At 69.3% G+C, this 15,078-nt stretch carries 14 protein-coding genes; 4 read left to right on the top strand and 10 right to left on the bottom strand.

The features are described from left to right. Window positions 1–29: 29 nt before the first annotated feature. Genes OG509_RS31590 through OG509_RS31580 form a run of 3 tightly spaced genes read right to left on the bottom strand, consistent with a single transcriptional unit; the run spans window position 30 to window position 4,599 of the window. A complete protein-coding gene (locus OG509_RS31590; protein WP_406186031.1) occupies window positions 30–2,021 on the bottom strand; it encodes an ABC transporter permease in 1,992 nt (663 codons plus the stop codon). Further along, window positions 2,021–3,109 (bottom strand): glycine betaine/L-proline ABC transporter ATP-binding protein, encoded by a 1,089-nt coding sequence (locus tag OG509_RS31585; RefSeq protein ID WP_406186030.1) that lies wholly within the window; start codon window positions 3,107–3,109, stop codon window positions 2,021–2,023. Before OG509_RS31585 ends, OG509_RS31590 begins: the two co-directional genes overlap by 1 nt. A gap of 20 nt (window positions 3,110–3,129) precedes the next feature. Beyond that, window positions 3,130–4,599 (bottom strand): aldehyde dehydrogenase family protein, encoded by a 1,470-nt coding sequence (locus tag OG509_RS31580; protein WP_406186029.1) that lies wholly within the window; start codon window positions 4,597–4,599, stop codon window positions 3,130–3,132. 219 nt (window positions 4,600–4,818) lie between these two features. Here OG509_RS31580 and purU point away from each other — a divergent pair, with 219 nt between their 5' ends. Further along, a complete protein-coding gene (purU, locus tag OG509_RS31575; RefSeq protein WP_406186028.1) occupies window positions 4,819–5,691 on the top strand; it encodes a formyltetrahydrofolate deformylase in 873 nt (290 codons plus the stop codon). 112 nt (window positions 5,692–5,803) lie between these two features. Here the strand turns inward: purU and OG509_RS31570 are convergent, their stop codons facing one another. Together OG509_RS31570 and betA are read right to left on the bottom strand one after the other, a co-directional pair. Beyond that, complete coding sequence (locus tag OG509_RS31570) at window positions 5,804–6,628, bottom strand: 5,10-methylenetetrahydrofolate reductase (protein ID WP_406186027.1); 825 nt, start codon at window positions 6,626–6,628, stop codon at window positions 5,804–5,806. Beyond that, window positions 6,625–8,283, bottom strand: coding sequence for a choline dehydrogenase (gene betA / locus OG509_RS31565; protein WP_406186026.1), 1,659 nt, complete (start codon window positions 8,281–8,283; stop codon window positions 6,625–6,627). Before betA ends, OG509_RS31570 begins: the two co-directional genes overlap by 4 nt. A 152-nt stretch (window positions 8,284–8,435) precedes the next feature. Between betA and OG509_RS31560 the strand changes: the two genes are divergently transcribed. Then, the gene (locus OG509_RS31560) at window positions 8,436–9,233 is read left to right on the top strand and encodes an IclR family transcriptional regulator (protein ID WP_406186025.1); all 798 of its coding nucleotides are present in this window, start codon (window positions 8,436–8,438) and stop codon (window positions 9,231–9,233) included. 36 nt (window positions 9,234–9,269) lie between these two features. Here the strand turns inward: OG509_RS31560 and OG509_RS31555 are convergent, their stop codons facing one another. The 3 genes from OG509_RS31555 to OG509_RS31545 all read right to left on the bottom strand — a co-directional run bounded on the left by OG509_RS31555 (window position 9,270) and on the right by OG509_RS31545 (window position 12,029). Continuing rightward, complete coding sequence (locus OG509_RS31555; RefSeq protein WP_406186024.1) at window positions 9,270–10,403, bottom strand: aromatic ring-hydroxylating dioxygenase subunit alpha; 1,134 nt, start codon at window positions 10,401–10,403, stop codon at window positions 9,270–9,272. A gap of 103 nt (window positions 10,404–10,506) precedes the next feature. Then, complete coding sequence (locus OG509_RS31550; protein ID WP_406186023.1) at window positions 10,507–11,673, bottom strand: NAD(P)/FAD-dependent oxidoreductase; 1,167 nt, start codon at window positions 11,671–11,673, stop codon at window positions 10,507–10,509. Further along, complete coding sequence (locus OG509_RS31545; protein ID WP_406186022.1) at window positions 11,670–12,029, bottom strand: bifunctional 3-phenylpropionate/cinnamic acid dioxygenase ferredoxin subunit; 360 nt, start codon at window positions 12,027–12,029, stop codon at window positions 11,670–11,672. Before OG509_RS31545 ends, OG509_RS31550 begins: the two co-directional genes overlap by 4 nt. Window positions 12,030–12,183: 154 nt before the next feature. Here OG509_RS31545 and OG509_RS31540 point away from each other — a divergent pair, with 154 nt between their 5' ends. Next, window positions 12,184–12,642: a hypothetical protein gene (locus OG509_RS31540; RefSeq protein WP_406186021.1), complete on the top strand. Its 459-nt coding sequence runs from the start codon at window positions 12,184–12,186 to the stop codon at window positions 12,640–12,642. A 48-nt stretch (window positions 12,643–12,690) separates the two neighbouring features. Here OG509_RS31540 and OG509_RS31535 read toward each other — a convergent pair whose 3' ends face one another. Beyond that, window positions 12,691–13,323, bottom strand: a complete 633-nt coding sequence (locus tag OG509_RS31535) for an MBL fold metallo-hydrolase (RefSeq protein ID WP_406186020.1) — start codon at window positions 13,321–13,323, stop codon at window positions 12,691–12,693. Beyond that, a complete protein-coding gene (locus tag OG509_RS31530) occupies window positions 13,323–14,408 on the bottom strand; it encodes an S-(hydroxymethyl)mycothiol dehydrogenase (RefSeq protein WP_406186019.1) in 1,086 nt (361 codons plus the stop codon). Before OG509_RS31530 ends, OG509_RS31535 begins: the two co-directional genes overlap by 1 nt. A gap of 293 nt (window positions 14,409–14,701) precedes the next feature. On the opposite strand from OG509_RS31530, the gene OG509_RS31525 reads away from it, so the two are divergent. Continuing rightward, window positions 14,702–15,061: a hypothetical protein gene (locus OG509_RS31525; RefSeq protein ID WP_406186018.1), complete on the top strand. Its 360-nt coding sequence runs from the start codon at window positions 14,702–14,704 to the stop codon at window positions 15,059–15,061. Window positions 15,062–15,078 lie beyond the last annotated feature (17 nt).

The following is a 15,078-nucleotide window of genomic DNA, read 5'->3' as shown; positions in this document are numbered from 1 at the left end:
GTTCCTGTGAGCGCCGGGATGTGGGCGGCCTAGCGGGCGCCGGGCGTCCTCGCCCTCCGCCGTGCCGCTGCCTGGGTGATGCGGTCGAACATGACCCCGAGCAGAACGATGGCCAGGCCTGCCGCCAGGCCCTTGCCGTACAACTCGCCCTGGGAGAAACCGGCTACGACGTCGTAGCCCAGGGCGCCCGCACCGACCAGTCCGCCCACGACCACCATGGACAGGACATAGATCAGACCCTGGTTGGTCGCGAGCGTCAGGGCGCTGCGTGACATGGGGAGCTGGACCTTGGTGATGATCTGCCAGGTACTCGAGCCGGCTGCGGTGGCGGCCTCCACCGTGGTCTGCGGCACCGCTCGCACACCGTCTGCGATGATCTTGATCGTCACCGGGGCGGCGAAGACGACCGCGGCGGTGATCGCCGTGAAGCGCGTGGCGCCGAACAGCGCCAGGAACGGCACCAGATACACGAACGAGGGCATGGTCTGGCCCGCGTCGAGGCTGGGTCTGATCAGCCGGTCGGCCAGGGAACTGCGCCCCATCCACACGCCGACTACGACACCCAGCAGCAGGACGATCAGGGTCGCCACCGCCGTGGAGGCCAGCGTCGTCATGCTGTCCGACCACACGCCGGTCGCGACGAGCAGGGCTACGCAGGCCACGGCCGTAACACCCGCGCGCCACCCGCCGAGCACGGCGCCGACGGCGACGAGGACCGCGCCGACCAGCCACCAGGGGGACTCGGTGAGCAGCGTCTCGAAAGGGTTGAGCAGCCCCGTGGTGATCAGATCCCTGGCTCCGTTGGTCAGTCCGCCGAAGGTGTCCTGCGTCCACAGGCTGACCGAGTCCGCCGTACGCGCGATGGCGCCGCCGGCCGCGGCGCCGCCGGGAAACTCGGCCGCCCACACATAGGTGTGGGACAGCCATACGCACACCGCGGTCGCCGCGCCGCCGGCCGGCAGCAGGGGCCGGCGCCACTTCCCGAAGCGGCCGGCGCCGCGCTTCCTGGCGGCCTCCACCCGGTCGCCCGCCGCGGTCGTCACCCGGTCCAGCACGATGGCCATGACGACGATGGCGAGGCCGGCGTTGAAGGCGACGCCCACGTCGAGGGTCTGCAGCGCCTTGACGACGGTCTTGCCCAGGCCGGGCGCGTCGATCAGAGCGGCGATGGTGACCATGGACAGCGCGGCCATGATGGTCTGGTTCACACCCATGACGACGGTCCGCTTGGACATGGGCAGCAGCACCTTGGTGAGCGTCTGCCGCCGGGTGGATCCCAGCGACTCGGCGGCCTCGACCGTGGTGGCGGGCACCTCGCGGATGGCATGCGCGGTGATGCGGATCGCGGGCGGCACCGCGTAGATGAGCGTGGCGATCGTGGCGGATGCCGGGCCGATGAGGAAGAACAGCGTCAGCGGGGCCAGGTAGACGAAGGTCGGCATCGTCTGCATGAAGTCGAGGAAGGGTGTGACGGCGCGGTTCACCCGGTCGGAGATCCCCGCCCAGATACCGAGCGGGATCCCGATGAGCAGGGAGACGACGACCGCCGACAGGGTCAGGGCCAGGGTGTCCATGCTCTCCTGCCACAGTCCCTGCAGCCCGAAGAAGACGAACCCGGCCACGGCCAGGGCAGCGACGCGGATGTTCCCGAAGGCCCAGGAGATGTATCCGACCAGGGCGACGACGCCCAGCCAGCCGATGGCAGGGACCGGACGCCCGCCCGACGGCTGGGAGATCAGTGACTGGATGAAGGTCACGAGCGTGTCGATGACCAGCCGGATCTCATTGAAGAAGTAGAGGAAGACCGGGTTGCTGTTGCGGTTCGCCCCGATGGTGTCGTTGACCGAGTTGAACCAGCGGTGCAGGTCCGTCAGGTCGGCCGCCGCCAGCGCCAGGGTCTGCCGCCCGCGCAGAACGGCGAACAGCACCAGCCAGGCGACCAGGATCGCGGCCACCGCGGTGCGGCGGCGGACCCCGCGTCCGGACGCGACCGGCACGGCCGGTTCGGCAATGACGGCCATCACGCGCCGCCTTCCTGCCCCGCCACGACCGCGAGGATCTCCTCGTCACCGACGATGCCCAACAGCCGCCCGTCCTCGACGACCTTGACCGGCTTGTCGGCGGCGAGCACCGCCCGCGTCGCCTCGCGCACCACTACGTCCGGGCCCAGCTCCGGGCCGTCGAGGGGGTCGCCGGGCTCGGGGACGCGCATGATCCAGCGCAAGGTCAGGACCTCGGCGCGGGGCACGTCCCGGACGAATTCCCGGACGTAGTCGTCGGCGGGCGCGCCGACCAGTTCGTCACCCGTGCCGCACTGGACCATCTTGCCGTCGCGCATGATGAGGATGCGGTCGCCGAGCTTGAGCGCCTCGGACAGGTCATGGGTGATGAACACCATGGTCTTGCCGACCTCGTGGTGCAGCCGGATGACCTCGTTCTGCATGTCGCGGCGGATCAGCGGGTCGAGCGCCGAGAACGGCTCGTCGAAGAAGAGCACGTCCGGATCGCCGGCGAGCGCCCGGGCGAGACCGACTCGCTGCTGCATTCCGCCGGAGAGCTGCTCGGGGTAGGAGTTCTCATATCCGGCCAGGCCGACGAGTTCGACCACCTCTTGGGCGCGCCGGTTGCGCTCGGCCCTGCCCATGCCGCGTATCTCCAGTCCGTACGCGACGTTGTCGAGGACCCGGCGGTGGGGCAGCAGCCCGAAGTGCTGGAAGACCATGGAGAACTTGCGGCGTCGCAGCTCACGCAGCCGTCTGGCGTCGGCGCCACGAATGTCCTCACCCTCGAAGGTGACTTCCCCCGCGGTGGGTTCGATCAGTCGGGTGAGACATCGCACCAGCGTGGACTTGCCGGAGCCGGACAGGCCCATGACGACGAAGACCTCGCCGGGCGACACCTCGAAGTTCACATCCCGTACGGCGGCGGTGCATCCCGTACGGTCCATGAGCTCGCGGCGCGTGAGCCCGCACAGCTCCTCGGAATCCGGCACCTGGTCGGCTTTGGGCCCGAACACCTTCCACAACCCGCGCACGGAAATGACCGGGGCTGCGTCCTGGTCCTTGGACGTGCCGCGCCGCTGTGGCAGTTCAGTCTGCGATGGGGCCACGATCGACCTCTCTTCGGCGTTCAGCCGCGGAACCAGTGCTGCGGCCGGGGTTGGATGTTCTGCCAGATGTGCTTGGGCTCGCGGTATTCGTCCAGACCGGTCGGTCCCAGTTCCCGGCCCACGCCCGAGTGCCCGAAGCCACCCCATTCCGCTTGCGGCACATAGGGGTGGTAGTCGTTGATCCACACCGTGCCGTGGCGCAGCCGTCGCGCGACCCGCTGGGCCTTGCCCGCGTCCTGCGTCCATACGGCTCCGGCGAGTCCGTACTCGGTGTCGTTGGCGATGCGTACGGCGTCGTCCTCGCCGCTGAAGCGCTCCACGGTCAGCACGGGTCCGAAGGACTCCTCGTGCACCACGCGCATGTCCTGCCGGCACTCGTCGAGCACGGTCGGCGGGTAGTAGTAGCCTTCCGCGAGCGCGGGGTCCTCCGGGCGGCTGCCGCCGCATCGCAGTACGGCGCCCTCGACGAGGCCGGCCGCGACATACGCCTCGACCCTCTCCCGGTGCTGTGCGGAGATCAGCGGTCCCGTATCGGCCTCGGGATCGAAGGGACCGCCCAGACGGATGCGCCCGGCGCGGCGCACGACCTCGTCGACGAAGGCGTCGTGCAGCGAGTCCTCCACGATCAGGCGGGCACCGGCTGAGCAGACCTGCCCGGAATGCAGAAAGACGGCCGTGAGAGCGAAGTCCACCGCGGTATCGAAATCGGCGTCGGCGAAGACGACATTGGGGTTCTTGCCGCCCAGTTCGAGGGCGACCTTCTTTACGGTCGCGGCGGCCGTGGCCATGATCCTTCGGCCGGTGTCCAGGCCGCCGGTGAAGGAGATCATGTCGACGGCGGGGTCTTCGGACAGCGATGCGCCCACCTCGGGGCCGGTGCCCAGCAGGAGGTTGGCGGCGCCGGCCGGCAGGCCGGCCTCCTCAAGTACCCGCATCAGCAGGATCGATGTGGAGGGAGTGAGTTCACTCGGCTTGAGAACGATCGTGTTTCCGGCCAGAAGCGCGGGGGCGACCTTCCACGACGCCTGGAGCAGCGGGTAGTTCCACGGAGTGATCAACCCACAGACACCGACCGGCTCGTAGGTGACGCGGCTGACGGCGTCGTCGCGCCCGGTGTCGATCACCCGGCCGGCGCTGGTGCCCGCGATCCCGCCGTAGTAGCGGAAACAGGAGACCACATCGGCGATGTCGTACTCGCTCTCCACCAGCCGCTTGCCGGTGTCCAGCGATTCGGCGCGGGCGAACTCCTTGGCGTCGCGCGCGATCAGATCGGCGGTGCGCAGCAGCAGCGCACCGCGCTCCCGCTCGGGGGTGCGCGGCCAGGGGCCGTCGTCGAATGCCCGGCGGGCTGCGGCGATCGCGGCCCCGCTGTCGGACCGCGTCCCTTCGGACACGACCGCGGCCAGCGTGCCGTCTGCGGGGCAGCGGATCTCCCGGTGGCCTCCGGCAACCGGATCGCACCATTCTCCGTCCAGATACAGATCTGCCACGAGCGCAGCCCTTCGAGCGAAGTTCCGTTGCGCATGATGCACCGCATTGCTTGTGATGGAACACCCTGGCCGAACGTGTGACCTTCGTCAAGAGGGTGCGGCGGGCGGATCCGCCCCCTGGGCCCGTTGCCCCGGCTCCCTTGACCAAGGGCCACGACAGGCCGACCATGTTGCGCATCACTCACCCTGTTGTGCAATACGCACCAACGGAGGCCGTGCATGTCCCCTCGACCGCAACCTGGCCGTGAATACGTCCTCACGCTCTCGTGCCCGGACCAGGCCGGACTGGTTCACGCCGTGAGCGGCTATCTGGTCAGGAACTCCGGCAACATCCTGGAGAGCCAGCAGTTCGAGGAGCGGCTTCAGGGCCGTTTCTTCATGAGGGTCCACTTCGATGTGTCGGACCCGGACACCGACGTGAAGAATCTGCGTGACCGATTCGGCCCCGTCGCCGAGGCATTTCGGATCTCGTGGACTCTTCGGGACGCCTCTACCCCGACCCGTACGCTCATCATGGTCTCGAAGTTCGGCCACTGCCTGAACGACCTGCTCTTCCGCCGGCGCACCGGCGCGCTCAACATAGAAATCCCGGCCATCGTCTCCAACCACCAGGAGTTCGAGGAACTGGCCGGGACCTACGGCATCCCGTTCCACCACATCCCGGTGGCCAAGGACACCAAGGCCGACGCCGAGGCACGCCTCATGGAGCTGGTCCGCGATCTGGACATCGACCTGGTGGTGCTCGCCCGCTACATGCAGATCCTCTCCGACGACCTGTGCAAGCAACTCGGGGGCCGGGCCATCAACATCCACCATTCCTTCCTGCCCAGTTTCAAGGGCGCACGCCCGTATCAGCAGGCGTACGAGCGCGGCGTGAAACTGGTCGGCGCCACGGCGCACTATGTGACGCCGGACCTGGACGAAGGGCAGATCATCGAGCAGGACGTGGTCCGTGTGGATCATTCGCTCGACCCGGACGAGCTGGTCACGGTCGGGCGGGACGTGGAGGCGCAGGTGCTGGCGCACGCGGTCAAGTGGCACAGCGAGAGCCGCGTCATGGTGGACGGAAACCGCACGGTGGTCTTCCGCTGAACGGTACGCGATCGCCGGACGGGATTGTTTCCCCCACCCCGCCCCTGTCCCGACTGGGGCTACGCCCCGGGTCCGGCCCGGACGAGCTCCATGGGAGCCCGTCCGGCAGGTGCTAGCAACCGTCGAGGCGCTCCAGCATGCCGCGTCGCCAGCGCTCGGTCTCGGCGATCTGGTTGAAGGTGAACAGGTGCAGGCCCGCGACCGCCGCCGAGGGCGCTGTCAGCACGGGCGCGCCGCGCCGCAGCAGCCGCTCCGGCGTATAGCCGCCCGGCGCCGCGAAGCGCACGAACCAGGAAGCGTGCCGGGCCAGGAAGCGCGTCGACTCCCCCACACCGATCTTCGCCGCCATCGCCAGGAGCTTCGTACGTTCGACGGGCCCGGCCACGCCCACGTGAACCGGGAGGGTGACATCCCGGCGGCGGACCCGCGTCACCCACTCGCCCAGCACGCGGGGGTCGAAGCACAGGTTGCTCACGATGTACGTGGCGTGGGCACGCTTGTCCCACATCGCCTGGATGGTGGTGTCGTCGTCGATGAGCGGATGGCTCTCCGGGTAGCCGGTGATGCCGACCCTGCTGAAGGGGCTGCCCAGCTCGCCCAGCCGCCGCAGCACGGGCAGCGCCCCCTCGTACGGTCCGGCGGGCGGATCCGCGTCCCCTGCCGGTACGAAGACGTCGTCCACGCCCGCTTCCCGCAGCCGTGCGACGACCTCCGCCACATGGGCGCCGTCCCTGAGGAGCCGGGCGGGCACATGCGGTACGACGCCGTACCCCTCCGCCGCCAGCCGGGTCGCGAGATCCAGCGTCGGCTCCAGGCCCTTCACCGGCGACGCCGTGACCGTCACCACCACATCGCGCGGCACATGGGCGAGAACCTTGTCCTGCGTGGACTTCGCCGGCAGGACCTCGTAGCGGACGTTCTTCAGCAGCCCTCTCACCGCGGGTTGCGGTGCCGGTAGTACGAGGCCTTGGAGGGCGGCAGCGGCTCCTTGCCGAGGATGAGGTCGGCGGCCTTCTCCGCGATCATCATCACGGGTGCGTAGATGTTGCCGTTGGTGACGTACGGCATCACGGAGGCATCCACGACGCGCAGCCCCTCCACGCCGTGCACCCGCATGCTCTCCGGGTCTACGACGGCCATCTCGTCCGTGCCCATCCTGCAGGTACAGGAGGGGTGCAGGGCGGTCTCACCCTCCTTCGCGACCCAGGCGAGGATCTCCTCGTCGCTCTGCACGGATGGTCCGGGCGAGATCTCCCCGTCGTTGTACGGGGCGAGCGCGGGCTGGTTGAGGAGCTTGCGGGTCACCCGGATCGCCTCGACCCACTCACGTCGGTCCTGTTCGGTGGACAAGTAGTTGAAGCGCAGCGCCGGATGCTCGCGCGGGTCCTTGCTCTTGATCTTCACGGAGCCGAGGGCGTCTGAGTACATGGGTCCGACGTGCACCTGGTAGCCGTGCCCGCCGGCGGGCGAGGACCCGTCGTAGCGGACCGCGATGGGCAGGAAGTGGAACATCAGGTTGGGGTAGTCCACATCCTCGTTGCTGCGGACGAAGCCCCCCGCCTCGAAGTGATTGGTCGCGGCCGGGCCCTTGCGCAAGAGCCACTGGAGGCCGATGAAAGGAGCGCGCCACTTGGCGAGGTACGGCTGCATGGACACCGGCTGCTTGCAGGCGTGCTGGACATAGACCTCCAGGTGGTCCTGCAGGTTCTCACCCACCCCCGGCAGGTGGTGGACGACGTCGATGCCGAGCGGCTCGAGTTCCTCGGCGTTTCCGACGCCGGAGAGCTGCAGCAGCTGCGGGGAGTTGATCGCACCGCCGCACAGGATGACCTCGCGGCCGCGCACCTGCTGGACCTTGCCGCGGCCGCGCCGGTACTCGACGCCGACTGCGCGCTTGCCCTCGAAGAGCACGCGAGTGGCCAGGGCACGTGTCCTGACGTCAAGGTTCGGCCGCCGCTTGACGGGCCCCAGGTACGCTTTCGAGGCCGACAGGCGGCGGCCGCGGTGGACGTTGCGGTCGAAAGGCGCGAAGCCTTCCTGCCGATAGCCGTTGACGTCGTCGGTGCGGGGGTGGCCGGCCTCCTGGACGGCCTGGAGGAAGGCGGGGAAGAGCGGGCTGGAGGCCGGGCCGCGTTCGAGGACGAGGGGGCCCTCGTGGCCGCGGAACTCGTCGTCGGGGTCCGCCGCCAGGCAGTTCTCCATCCGCTTGAAGTACGGCAGACAGTGGGCGTAGTCCCAGGTTTCCATACCCGGGTCGGCCGCCCACCGCTCGTAGTCCATCGGGTTGCCGCGCTGGAAGATCATGCCGTTGATGCTGCTGGAACCGCCGAGCACCTTGCCGCGGGCATGGTAGACGCGCCGACCGCCCATGTGGGGCTCGGGCTCGGATTCGTACTTCCAGTCGTAGAAGCGACTGCCGATGGGGAAGGTCAGCGCCGCGGGCATGTGTATGAAGACATCCCAGGGGTAGTCGGACCGGCCGGCCTCCAGCACCAGCACGCGGTTGCCCGGCTCGGCGGAGAGCCGGTTGGCCAGGGCACTGCCGGCCGAACCGCCGCCGACGATGACGAAGTCATACTGCAAGGGGGCCATGGTCTGCCTCGTCTCGCTCGCGTCGTCGATATGCGCGGCATGGTAGTACGGGTAGCGCTATACGCACTAGGTTGCAAGCCGCGCAACTTGATTCGCTTGAGTTCCTTCTCACCTCCGACCGCGCCGTTGTTTACCGTGCGTATAGTTGCACCATGAGCAACTTCACCGCAGATAGCGAGACGGCGGGACCGCAGGGCGGCGGCGTGCAGTCCGTCGACCGCGCCATCAGTGTGCTGGAGATCCTGGCCCAGCGCGGCGAGGCCGGCGTCAGCGAAGTGGCCGCGGAGCTCGACGTCCACAAGTCCACCGCCTTCCGGCTGCTCGGCGCCCTGGAGGCACGCGGGCTGGTGGAACAGGCGGGCGAGCGCGGCAAGTACTGCCTCGGCTTCGGCATCGTACGGTTGGCCGGTGCGGTCACCGGTCGTATCGACATCACACAGCAGGGCCGCCCGGTCTGCGAGCGACTCGCCGAGGAAATCGGCGAGACCGTGAACATCGCCATCATGGAGAAGCAGTTCGCGATCAACCTCTGCCAGGTGCGCGGCCCCGGCGCCATCACCGCGCACAACTGGGTCGGCCAGCTCACCCCGTTGCACGCCACCTCCAGCGGCAAGATCCTGCTGGCCCACCTCCCCGCGAAGCAGCGCGCCGAACTCCTCGCGGACGCGGGCCTGGAGAAGCTCACGCCACACACCCTGACTTCGAAGACGAAGCTCGAGAAGAACCTCGCCGAGGCCAGGGAACGCGGCTATGCCTGGACGTTGGAGGAGCTGGAGATCGGCCTGCATGCCATGGCCTCTCCGGTCCGCTCCCGGGACGGCGAGGTGATCGCCGCGGTCAGCGCCTCCGGACCCTCCTACCGCTTCACCGAGGAGCGGATGCACGAGCTCGCACCGGTACTGGTCAAGGGCGCACAGGAGATCAGCCACCGGATGGGCTACCTGGGCTGACCGCACGCCTGGCACCCTGGGCGCTCGGGCCCGCCGTTACTCCGGCTGCCGGGTGCCGAGGCGTTCGCGTACCCAGTCGTGGAAGGCGCCGATGTGGTGCTCGCTGGGCACCAGGACACCACCCTTGGCGTACAGGCGCGAGCTCATCGCCGGCTGGCAGCGCTCGCAGGCGTCGAAGTCCTGCCGGTTGACCCGGTCGAAGAGCTCGACGGAGCGGCTGACGTCCTTGCCGCCGCGCACGACGTCCTTCAGATACAGCCAGTCGCACTCGACGATCGTGCGGTCCGCGGCGACCGGGTACATCCGATGGAAGATCACATGGTCGGGCACGAGGTTGATGAAGACCTGGGGCTTGATGGTGATCGCGTAGTAGCGGCGGTCCTGGCCCTCGGTGACGGTCGGGATGCGATCGAGCCCCTCCGAGCCGTCGACCGTGAAGCCCTTGATGTCCGTGCCGAATTCGGCGCCGTGACCGACGTAGTACTGCGCGGCGTAGCCGTCCGCGAATTCGGGGAGCACCTCGGTGAGTTCGGGGTGGATGGTGGCGCAGTGGTAGCACTCCATGAAGTTCTCGATGATGAGCTTCCAGTTCGCCTTGACGTCGTAGACGATCCGCCTGCCGACCTCGAGGTTCGCCATGTCGTAGTGCTCGATGGACTCCACGTCGCCCAGCCGGGTGCGGACCGCGCCGATGACCTGGTCCTCGAAGGAAGGCGGATTCTCGGCCAGGCAGACCCAGACGTACCCGAGCCATTCGCGTACCCGCACGCCCACCAGGCCGTACTCGGTACGGCCGACGTCCGGCATCCTGGTGAGGTTGGGCGCGGCGACCAGCTTGCCGTTCAGGTCGTACGTCCAGGCGTGGTACGGGCACTGGAAGGCCCGCTTGACCTCGCCGGCCCCCTCGGTGCAGAGCTTGGCGCCGCGGTGCCTGCAGACGTTGAAGAAGGCGCGAATGGATTCGTCGCGCGAGCGGGTGACGAGGATGCTCTCGCGGCCCACGTCCACGGTCTTGAAGGCACCCGGCTTGGCAAGCTCCGAGGAGCGCGCGACGCAGAACCACATCGTCTCGAAGATGTGCTCCTGCTCCTGGGCGAAGATCCCGGGATCGGTGTAGCAGGAGCCGGGGAGAGTGGCGATCAGGCTGTCCGGCAGGCTGGTCGAGGTCACAGGGCACTCCTCGCGGGAAAAACGTCGTTGTGTGACAAGCAACGCAATGTGCAATACGCAACCGCAGGCAACGCCCGCAGCATGCGGTGCGAGACCGGCGGCGTCAAGACCTCGCCGTGGCGAGCTGCTTGCGCCAGCGGGTGAACAGCCGCGGCTGGTCCATCCCGAGCACGGCGACCGGGTGTCCGGCGCTCCGGTAGACGGCGAGGAAGCTGCGGTCGTCCGTAGCTCCCTCCTCGACAGTGACGCTGTCGGACCCTGCGACGTGCCCGACGAACTGGATACGCACGCCGTACTGGTCGGACCAGAAGTACGGTGGCCTGGGCGCCGCCGGTGCCGCCGTGCCCCCGGAGAGCAGCGTTGCGACGGCCGCGGTCGGCCGTTCCTGGGCGCCGGTCCAGTGCTCGACCCTGCGGTGGGCCCCGGAGGCCGGGTCGTACCAGGAGGCGCAGTCGCCGACCGCGACGACACCGGCCAGGCTGGTGCGGCCGTCGACGCCGCACCGGACGCCGTTCTCCAGCACGATGCCGGAGCCTTCGAGCCATTCGACGCACGGGCGGGCACCCACACCGACGACGACCGTGTCCGCCGGAAGCCGGCGGCCGTCCGCCAGCAGGACCGCGTCCACTCGGCCGCCGGCCCCGCTGAGCCGTTCGACCCCTGTGCCGCACAGCAGCCGTACGCCGTGGTCCGCGTGGAGCGAGGAGACGATGCCGCCCATGGTCTCACCGAGCGGTCCGGCAAGCGGAGTCGGCGCCACTTCGACGACCGTCACGTCGAGACCGAGCCGGTACGCGGTCGAGGCCACCTCGGCGCCGATGAATCCGCCGCCGATGACGACCAGCCGCCCGCCGCGGGCGAGGTCGGCCCGCAGGGCCCGAGCGTCGTCCAGGGTACGCAGTGTGTGAACACCGGCCAGACCGTCGCTCCCGGGCAGGGTGCGGGCCGCCGCACCGGTGGCGATGACGATGCCGTCGGCCCGTACCGCACGGCCGTCGGCAAGGCGCACCGAGCGGTCGCCGCGGTCAAGCCCGGTGGCCCGTACGCCGAGCAGCCACTCGGCGCCGAGATCCTCGCCGTCCGCCTCCAGCGAGAGGTCCGCCTCACCCATGCCACCAGCGAGGTATTCCTTCGACAGAGGCGGCCTGTCGTACGGCCGGTGCGGCTCGCCGCCGATCAGGACCAGCCGCCCACCGTATCCCTGCTTCCGCAGCGAACGCGCCGCCGACAGTCCGGCCAGCGAGGCGCCCACCACGGCCACGGTCCTCACGCGGGACCTCCGGCGAGCCGTGCCGTGACACAGGGAGGCAGGTTGGGCGCGGCCTCGGACGGCTGTACGTAGATCATTCCACCCTCGACGACCACGTGGTGGGTCCGGACGGGCAGCCTGGCCGGCGGAGCGTCGACGGCCCCGGTCCGCAGGTCGAACTTGGAGGCGTGCAGCGGGCATTCGACCTCGCACCCTTCCAGCCAGCCGTCCGCGAGCGAGGCGTCCTGGTGCGTGCAGGTGTCGTCGATGGCCAGCACCTCGCCGTCCTCGGTGTGGAACACCGCGACGGGCGGGTCGATTTCGAGCCGATAGGCCTCGCCTCGCGGCAGATCCGCGAGGCGGCACACGGGAATCATCAAAGGACACCTCGGTGCGTATAGCGAAACGGATTGCGATGTACGCAACGTCAGTCTGGAGGGGGCCCCATACCTTGTCAAGGATCCGATCGGGACAGCGGGGCAGCCGAAGAAGGGGGTCGCGAGCCTTGACGCGGCAGGCCCGCCACCTGAGGTGTTCTCGGGTCTGACACTCGGCGACCTCAAGCCGTACGTGGACGAGTTGTTCGCGTACGGCAAGCCGATCCCGGTCACCCACGTCGACGACGGCACGCCGGTGGACAGCACCGTGAACCCGCCTCGCATCTACCCGGCGCAGCGGGAGCCGATCCGCCCTGAAGGTGCGGTGCACGGCATCCGTGTCCCACGTGATGACCGCCGCCCGCGAGGAACTCGTACGGATGGTCGTGTCGGACCCGAAGTACGGCCTCGGCATCCCGCGGCAGAACGTCATCGGCGTCACGACGCTGCTCCGCGAACCGGCGACCGACCGCCTCACCACCGCACGCAGTCGTACACCGACAGGCTGGAGGCAGAGAAGGAGAAGCGGTCCGCCAAGCAGAAGTCCGCGGGCGAAACCGTCCACGCCGGGCGAAGCCGGGTGGTGGTGGAACCGGCGGAAATCGGCGGCTGACACCCGGCGGGCTGCCGGGGCGGGGGCGAGCCCCCGTGCCCGTGCCCGTCAATGGCCCCGCGCGATCCACTCCTCCACGTGCGGCGCCTCGTCGCCGACGGTCGTCGCGTCGCCGTGCCCCGTACGGACCACCGTCTGCGCCGGAAGGCTCAGCAGCCGGTCCCGGATGGAGTCGATGATCGTCGGGAAGTGGGAGAAGGATCGCCCGGTCGCGCCGGGCCCACCGGCGAACAGCGTGTCGCCGGTGAAAACCGTCCCGAGCTCCGGCGCGTAGAAGCAGACCGCGCCCGGTGCATGCCCGGGCGTGTGCAGCACCGTGAGCTCGGTGCCCGCCACCGACACCACCTGACCATCCGCCAGTTCGCCGTCCGGCGACCGCTCCGGGTGGGTTTGCTTCCACAGCGGCAGGTCGTCACCGTGCAGCAGGATCGGCGCGCCGGTCCGGTCGGCGAGCGCCGGGGCGGCGTCGATGTGGTCGTTGTGTGCATGGGTGCACACAATCGCCCGGAGGGTACGACCGCCGAGCGCGGCGGCGATCGCCTCGGCGTCGTGCGCGGCGTCGATGACGATCGCCTCGTGGTCGTCACCGACGATCCAAACGTTGTTGTCGACGTCCCACGTGCCGCCGTCCAGGCTGAACGTCCCGCTGGTGACCAGGTGTTCGATACGCACGTCGGCCATCACAGCACCACGACCGAGCGCAGCACCTCGCCGTGGTGCATCCGCTCGAAGGCCTTCTCGACCTCGTCCAGCGCGATGGTCTCGCTGACGAACGCATCCAGGTCCAGCCGACCCTGCAGGTAAAGGTCGATCAGCATGGGAAAGTCGCGACTGGGCAGGCAGTCCCCGTACCAGCTGGACTTGAGTGCGCCGCCGCGCCCGAAGACGTCGAGGAGCGGCAGCTCCAGCGTCATGTCGGGCGTCGGGACACCGACCAGCACCACCGCGCCGGCCAGGTCGCGGGCATAGAACGCCTGCCGGTACGTCTCCGGGCGGCCGACCGCCTCGATGACCACGTCCGCGCCGAATCCGCCGGTCAGCCCGCGGATCACCTCGACCGGGTCCGTCTCCTGGGAATTGACGGTGTGGGTGGCCCCCAGCTTGCTCGCGGTTTCGAGCTTCCGCTGGTCGATGTCCACCGCGATGATCTTCGCGGCGCCGGCCAGCCGCGATCCGGCGATCGCAGCGTCGCCGACCCCGCCACAGCCTATGACGGCAACGCTGTCGCCACGCCCGACGCCCCCGGTGTTGATCGCGGCGCCGATGCCCGCCATCACCCCGCAGCCCAGCAGTCCGGCCACCGCCGCCGACGCGGCGGGATCGACCTTCGTGCACTGCCCGGCCGCCACCAGGGTCTTCTCGGCGAAGGCGCCGATGCCGAGAGCCGGGGACAGCTCGGTGCCGTCGAGGAGGGTCATCTTCTGCTTCGCGTTGTGGGTGTTGAAGCAGTACCAGGGGCGGCCACGCAGACAGGCCCGGCACTGGCCGCACACCGCCCGCCAGTTGAGGATCACGAAGTCGCCCGGCACCACGTCCGTCACGCCCTCGCCGACCGCTTCCACGATGCCCGCGGCCTCGTGGCCGAGCAGGAAGGGGAAGTCGTCGTTGATGCCGCCGTCGCGATAGTGCAGATCCGTGTGGCAGACCCCGCAGGTCTCGACCTTCACCAGCGCCTCGCCCGCGCCGGGGTCGGGCACGTTGATCGTTTCCAGAGTGACGGGAGCGCCCTTCTCCCTCGCGACAACAGCACGGACCTGGTGAGCCATGGCCACTCCTCGACTGATCTGAACCCGGAGAGATGTGTTGCTCATTACGGCACGCATCGCATGGACCGCAACATCAGCATCGTAGAGGCCCGAACGTCAGTCAAGAATTCTGCGCGTCAGACCCGGCCGGATTGTTTGGGCGACTGCATCCTCGCGGCGGGGACGGGCAACGCATGGCCCGCAGCACTTGAACCGCCGAGCCCATCCGCGGCTGCGGGCACAAGGCGAGGACGAAGGCGGACGTGCACCGCGGACGCGCGGCGTAGTCCGGCTCGCGCGGCGAACGGATTGTCGTGGGCGGGGACGACTGGGCAGGCAACGTCCTGGTCCGCCGCCTGCCAGGTGGGCTGTGGCGCCGGATCGTACGCGTGACGGGACCGACGCCGACGGGCACCGGGCGCGCGCTCCTGGAGCCGCAGCTGAACAGTCTCTTCCACGGCCGGATGGCCGCGCACGACCGGGAGATCGCGGACATGTTCATCGGCCGGCGAGCACTGCACGGAGCCGCATCCGAGGGCCTGGCCGACGAGGCCCTGGTGCGGGCCCTGGTGGGCACCGGAGCCGAACTGGTCGTCGTACCGCAGGACGACTTGCCGCTGCGGGAAGGTGTGGGCGCCCTGTTCCGCTACACGGACGCGGGGACGCCGTCCTGAGCGCCGCGGGGCCTGTC

It is taken from the genome of Streptomyces sp. NBC_01006, from assembly GCF_045162725.1.
GTDB lineage: Bacteria > Actinomycetota > Actinomycetes > Streptomycetales > Streptomycetaceae > Streptomyces.
The sequence above is the reverse complement of the archived record's forward strand: the minus strand, read 5'-3'. Positions and strand labels throughout refer to the sequence as shown.

Coding starts and splice junctions, on each gene's coding strand:
- OG509_RS31590 (WP_406186031.1), bottom strand. CDS start 2,021: ATGGCCGTCATTGCCGAACCGGCCGTGCCGGTCGCGTCCGGACGCGGG.
- purU (WP_406186028.1), top strand. CDS start 4,819: ATGTCCCCTCGACCGCAACCTGGCCGTGAATACGTCCTCACGCTCTCG.
- betA (WP_406186026.1), bottom strand. CDS start 8,283: ATGGCCCCCTTGCAGTATGACTTCGTCATCGTCGGCGGCGGTTCGGCC.
- OG509_RS31560 (WP_406186025.1), top strand. CDS start 8,436: ATGAGCAACTTCACCGCAGATAGCGAGACGGCGGGACCGCAGGGCGGC.
- OG509_RS31545 (WP_406186022.1), bottom strand. CDS start 12,029: ATGATTCCCGTGTGCCGCCTCGCGGATCTGCCGCGAGGCGAGGCCTAT.
- OG509_RS31535 (WP_406186020.1), bottom strand. CDS start 13,323: ATGGCCGACGTGCGTATCGAACACCTGGTCACCAGCGGGACGTTCAGC.
- OG509_RS31530 (WP_406186019.1), bottom strand. CDS start 14,408: ATGGCTCACCAGGTCCGTGCTGTTGTCGCGAGGGAGAAGGGCGCTCCC.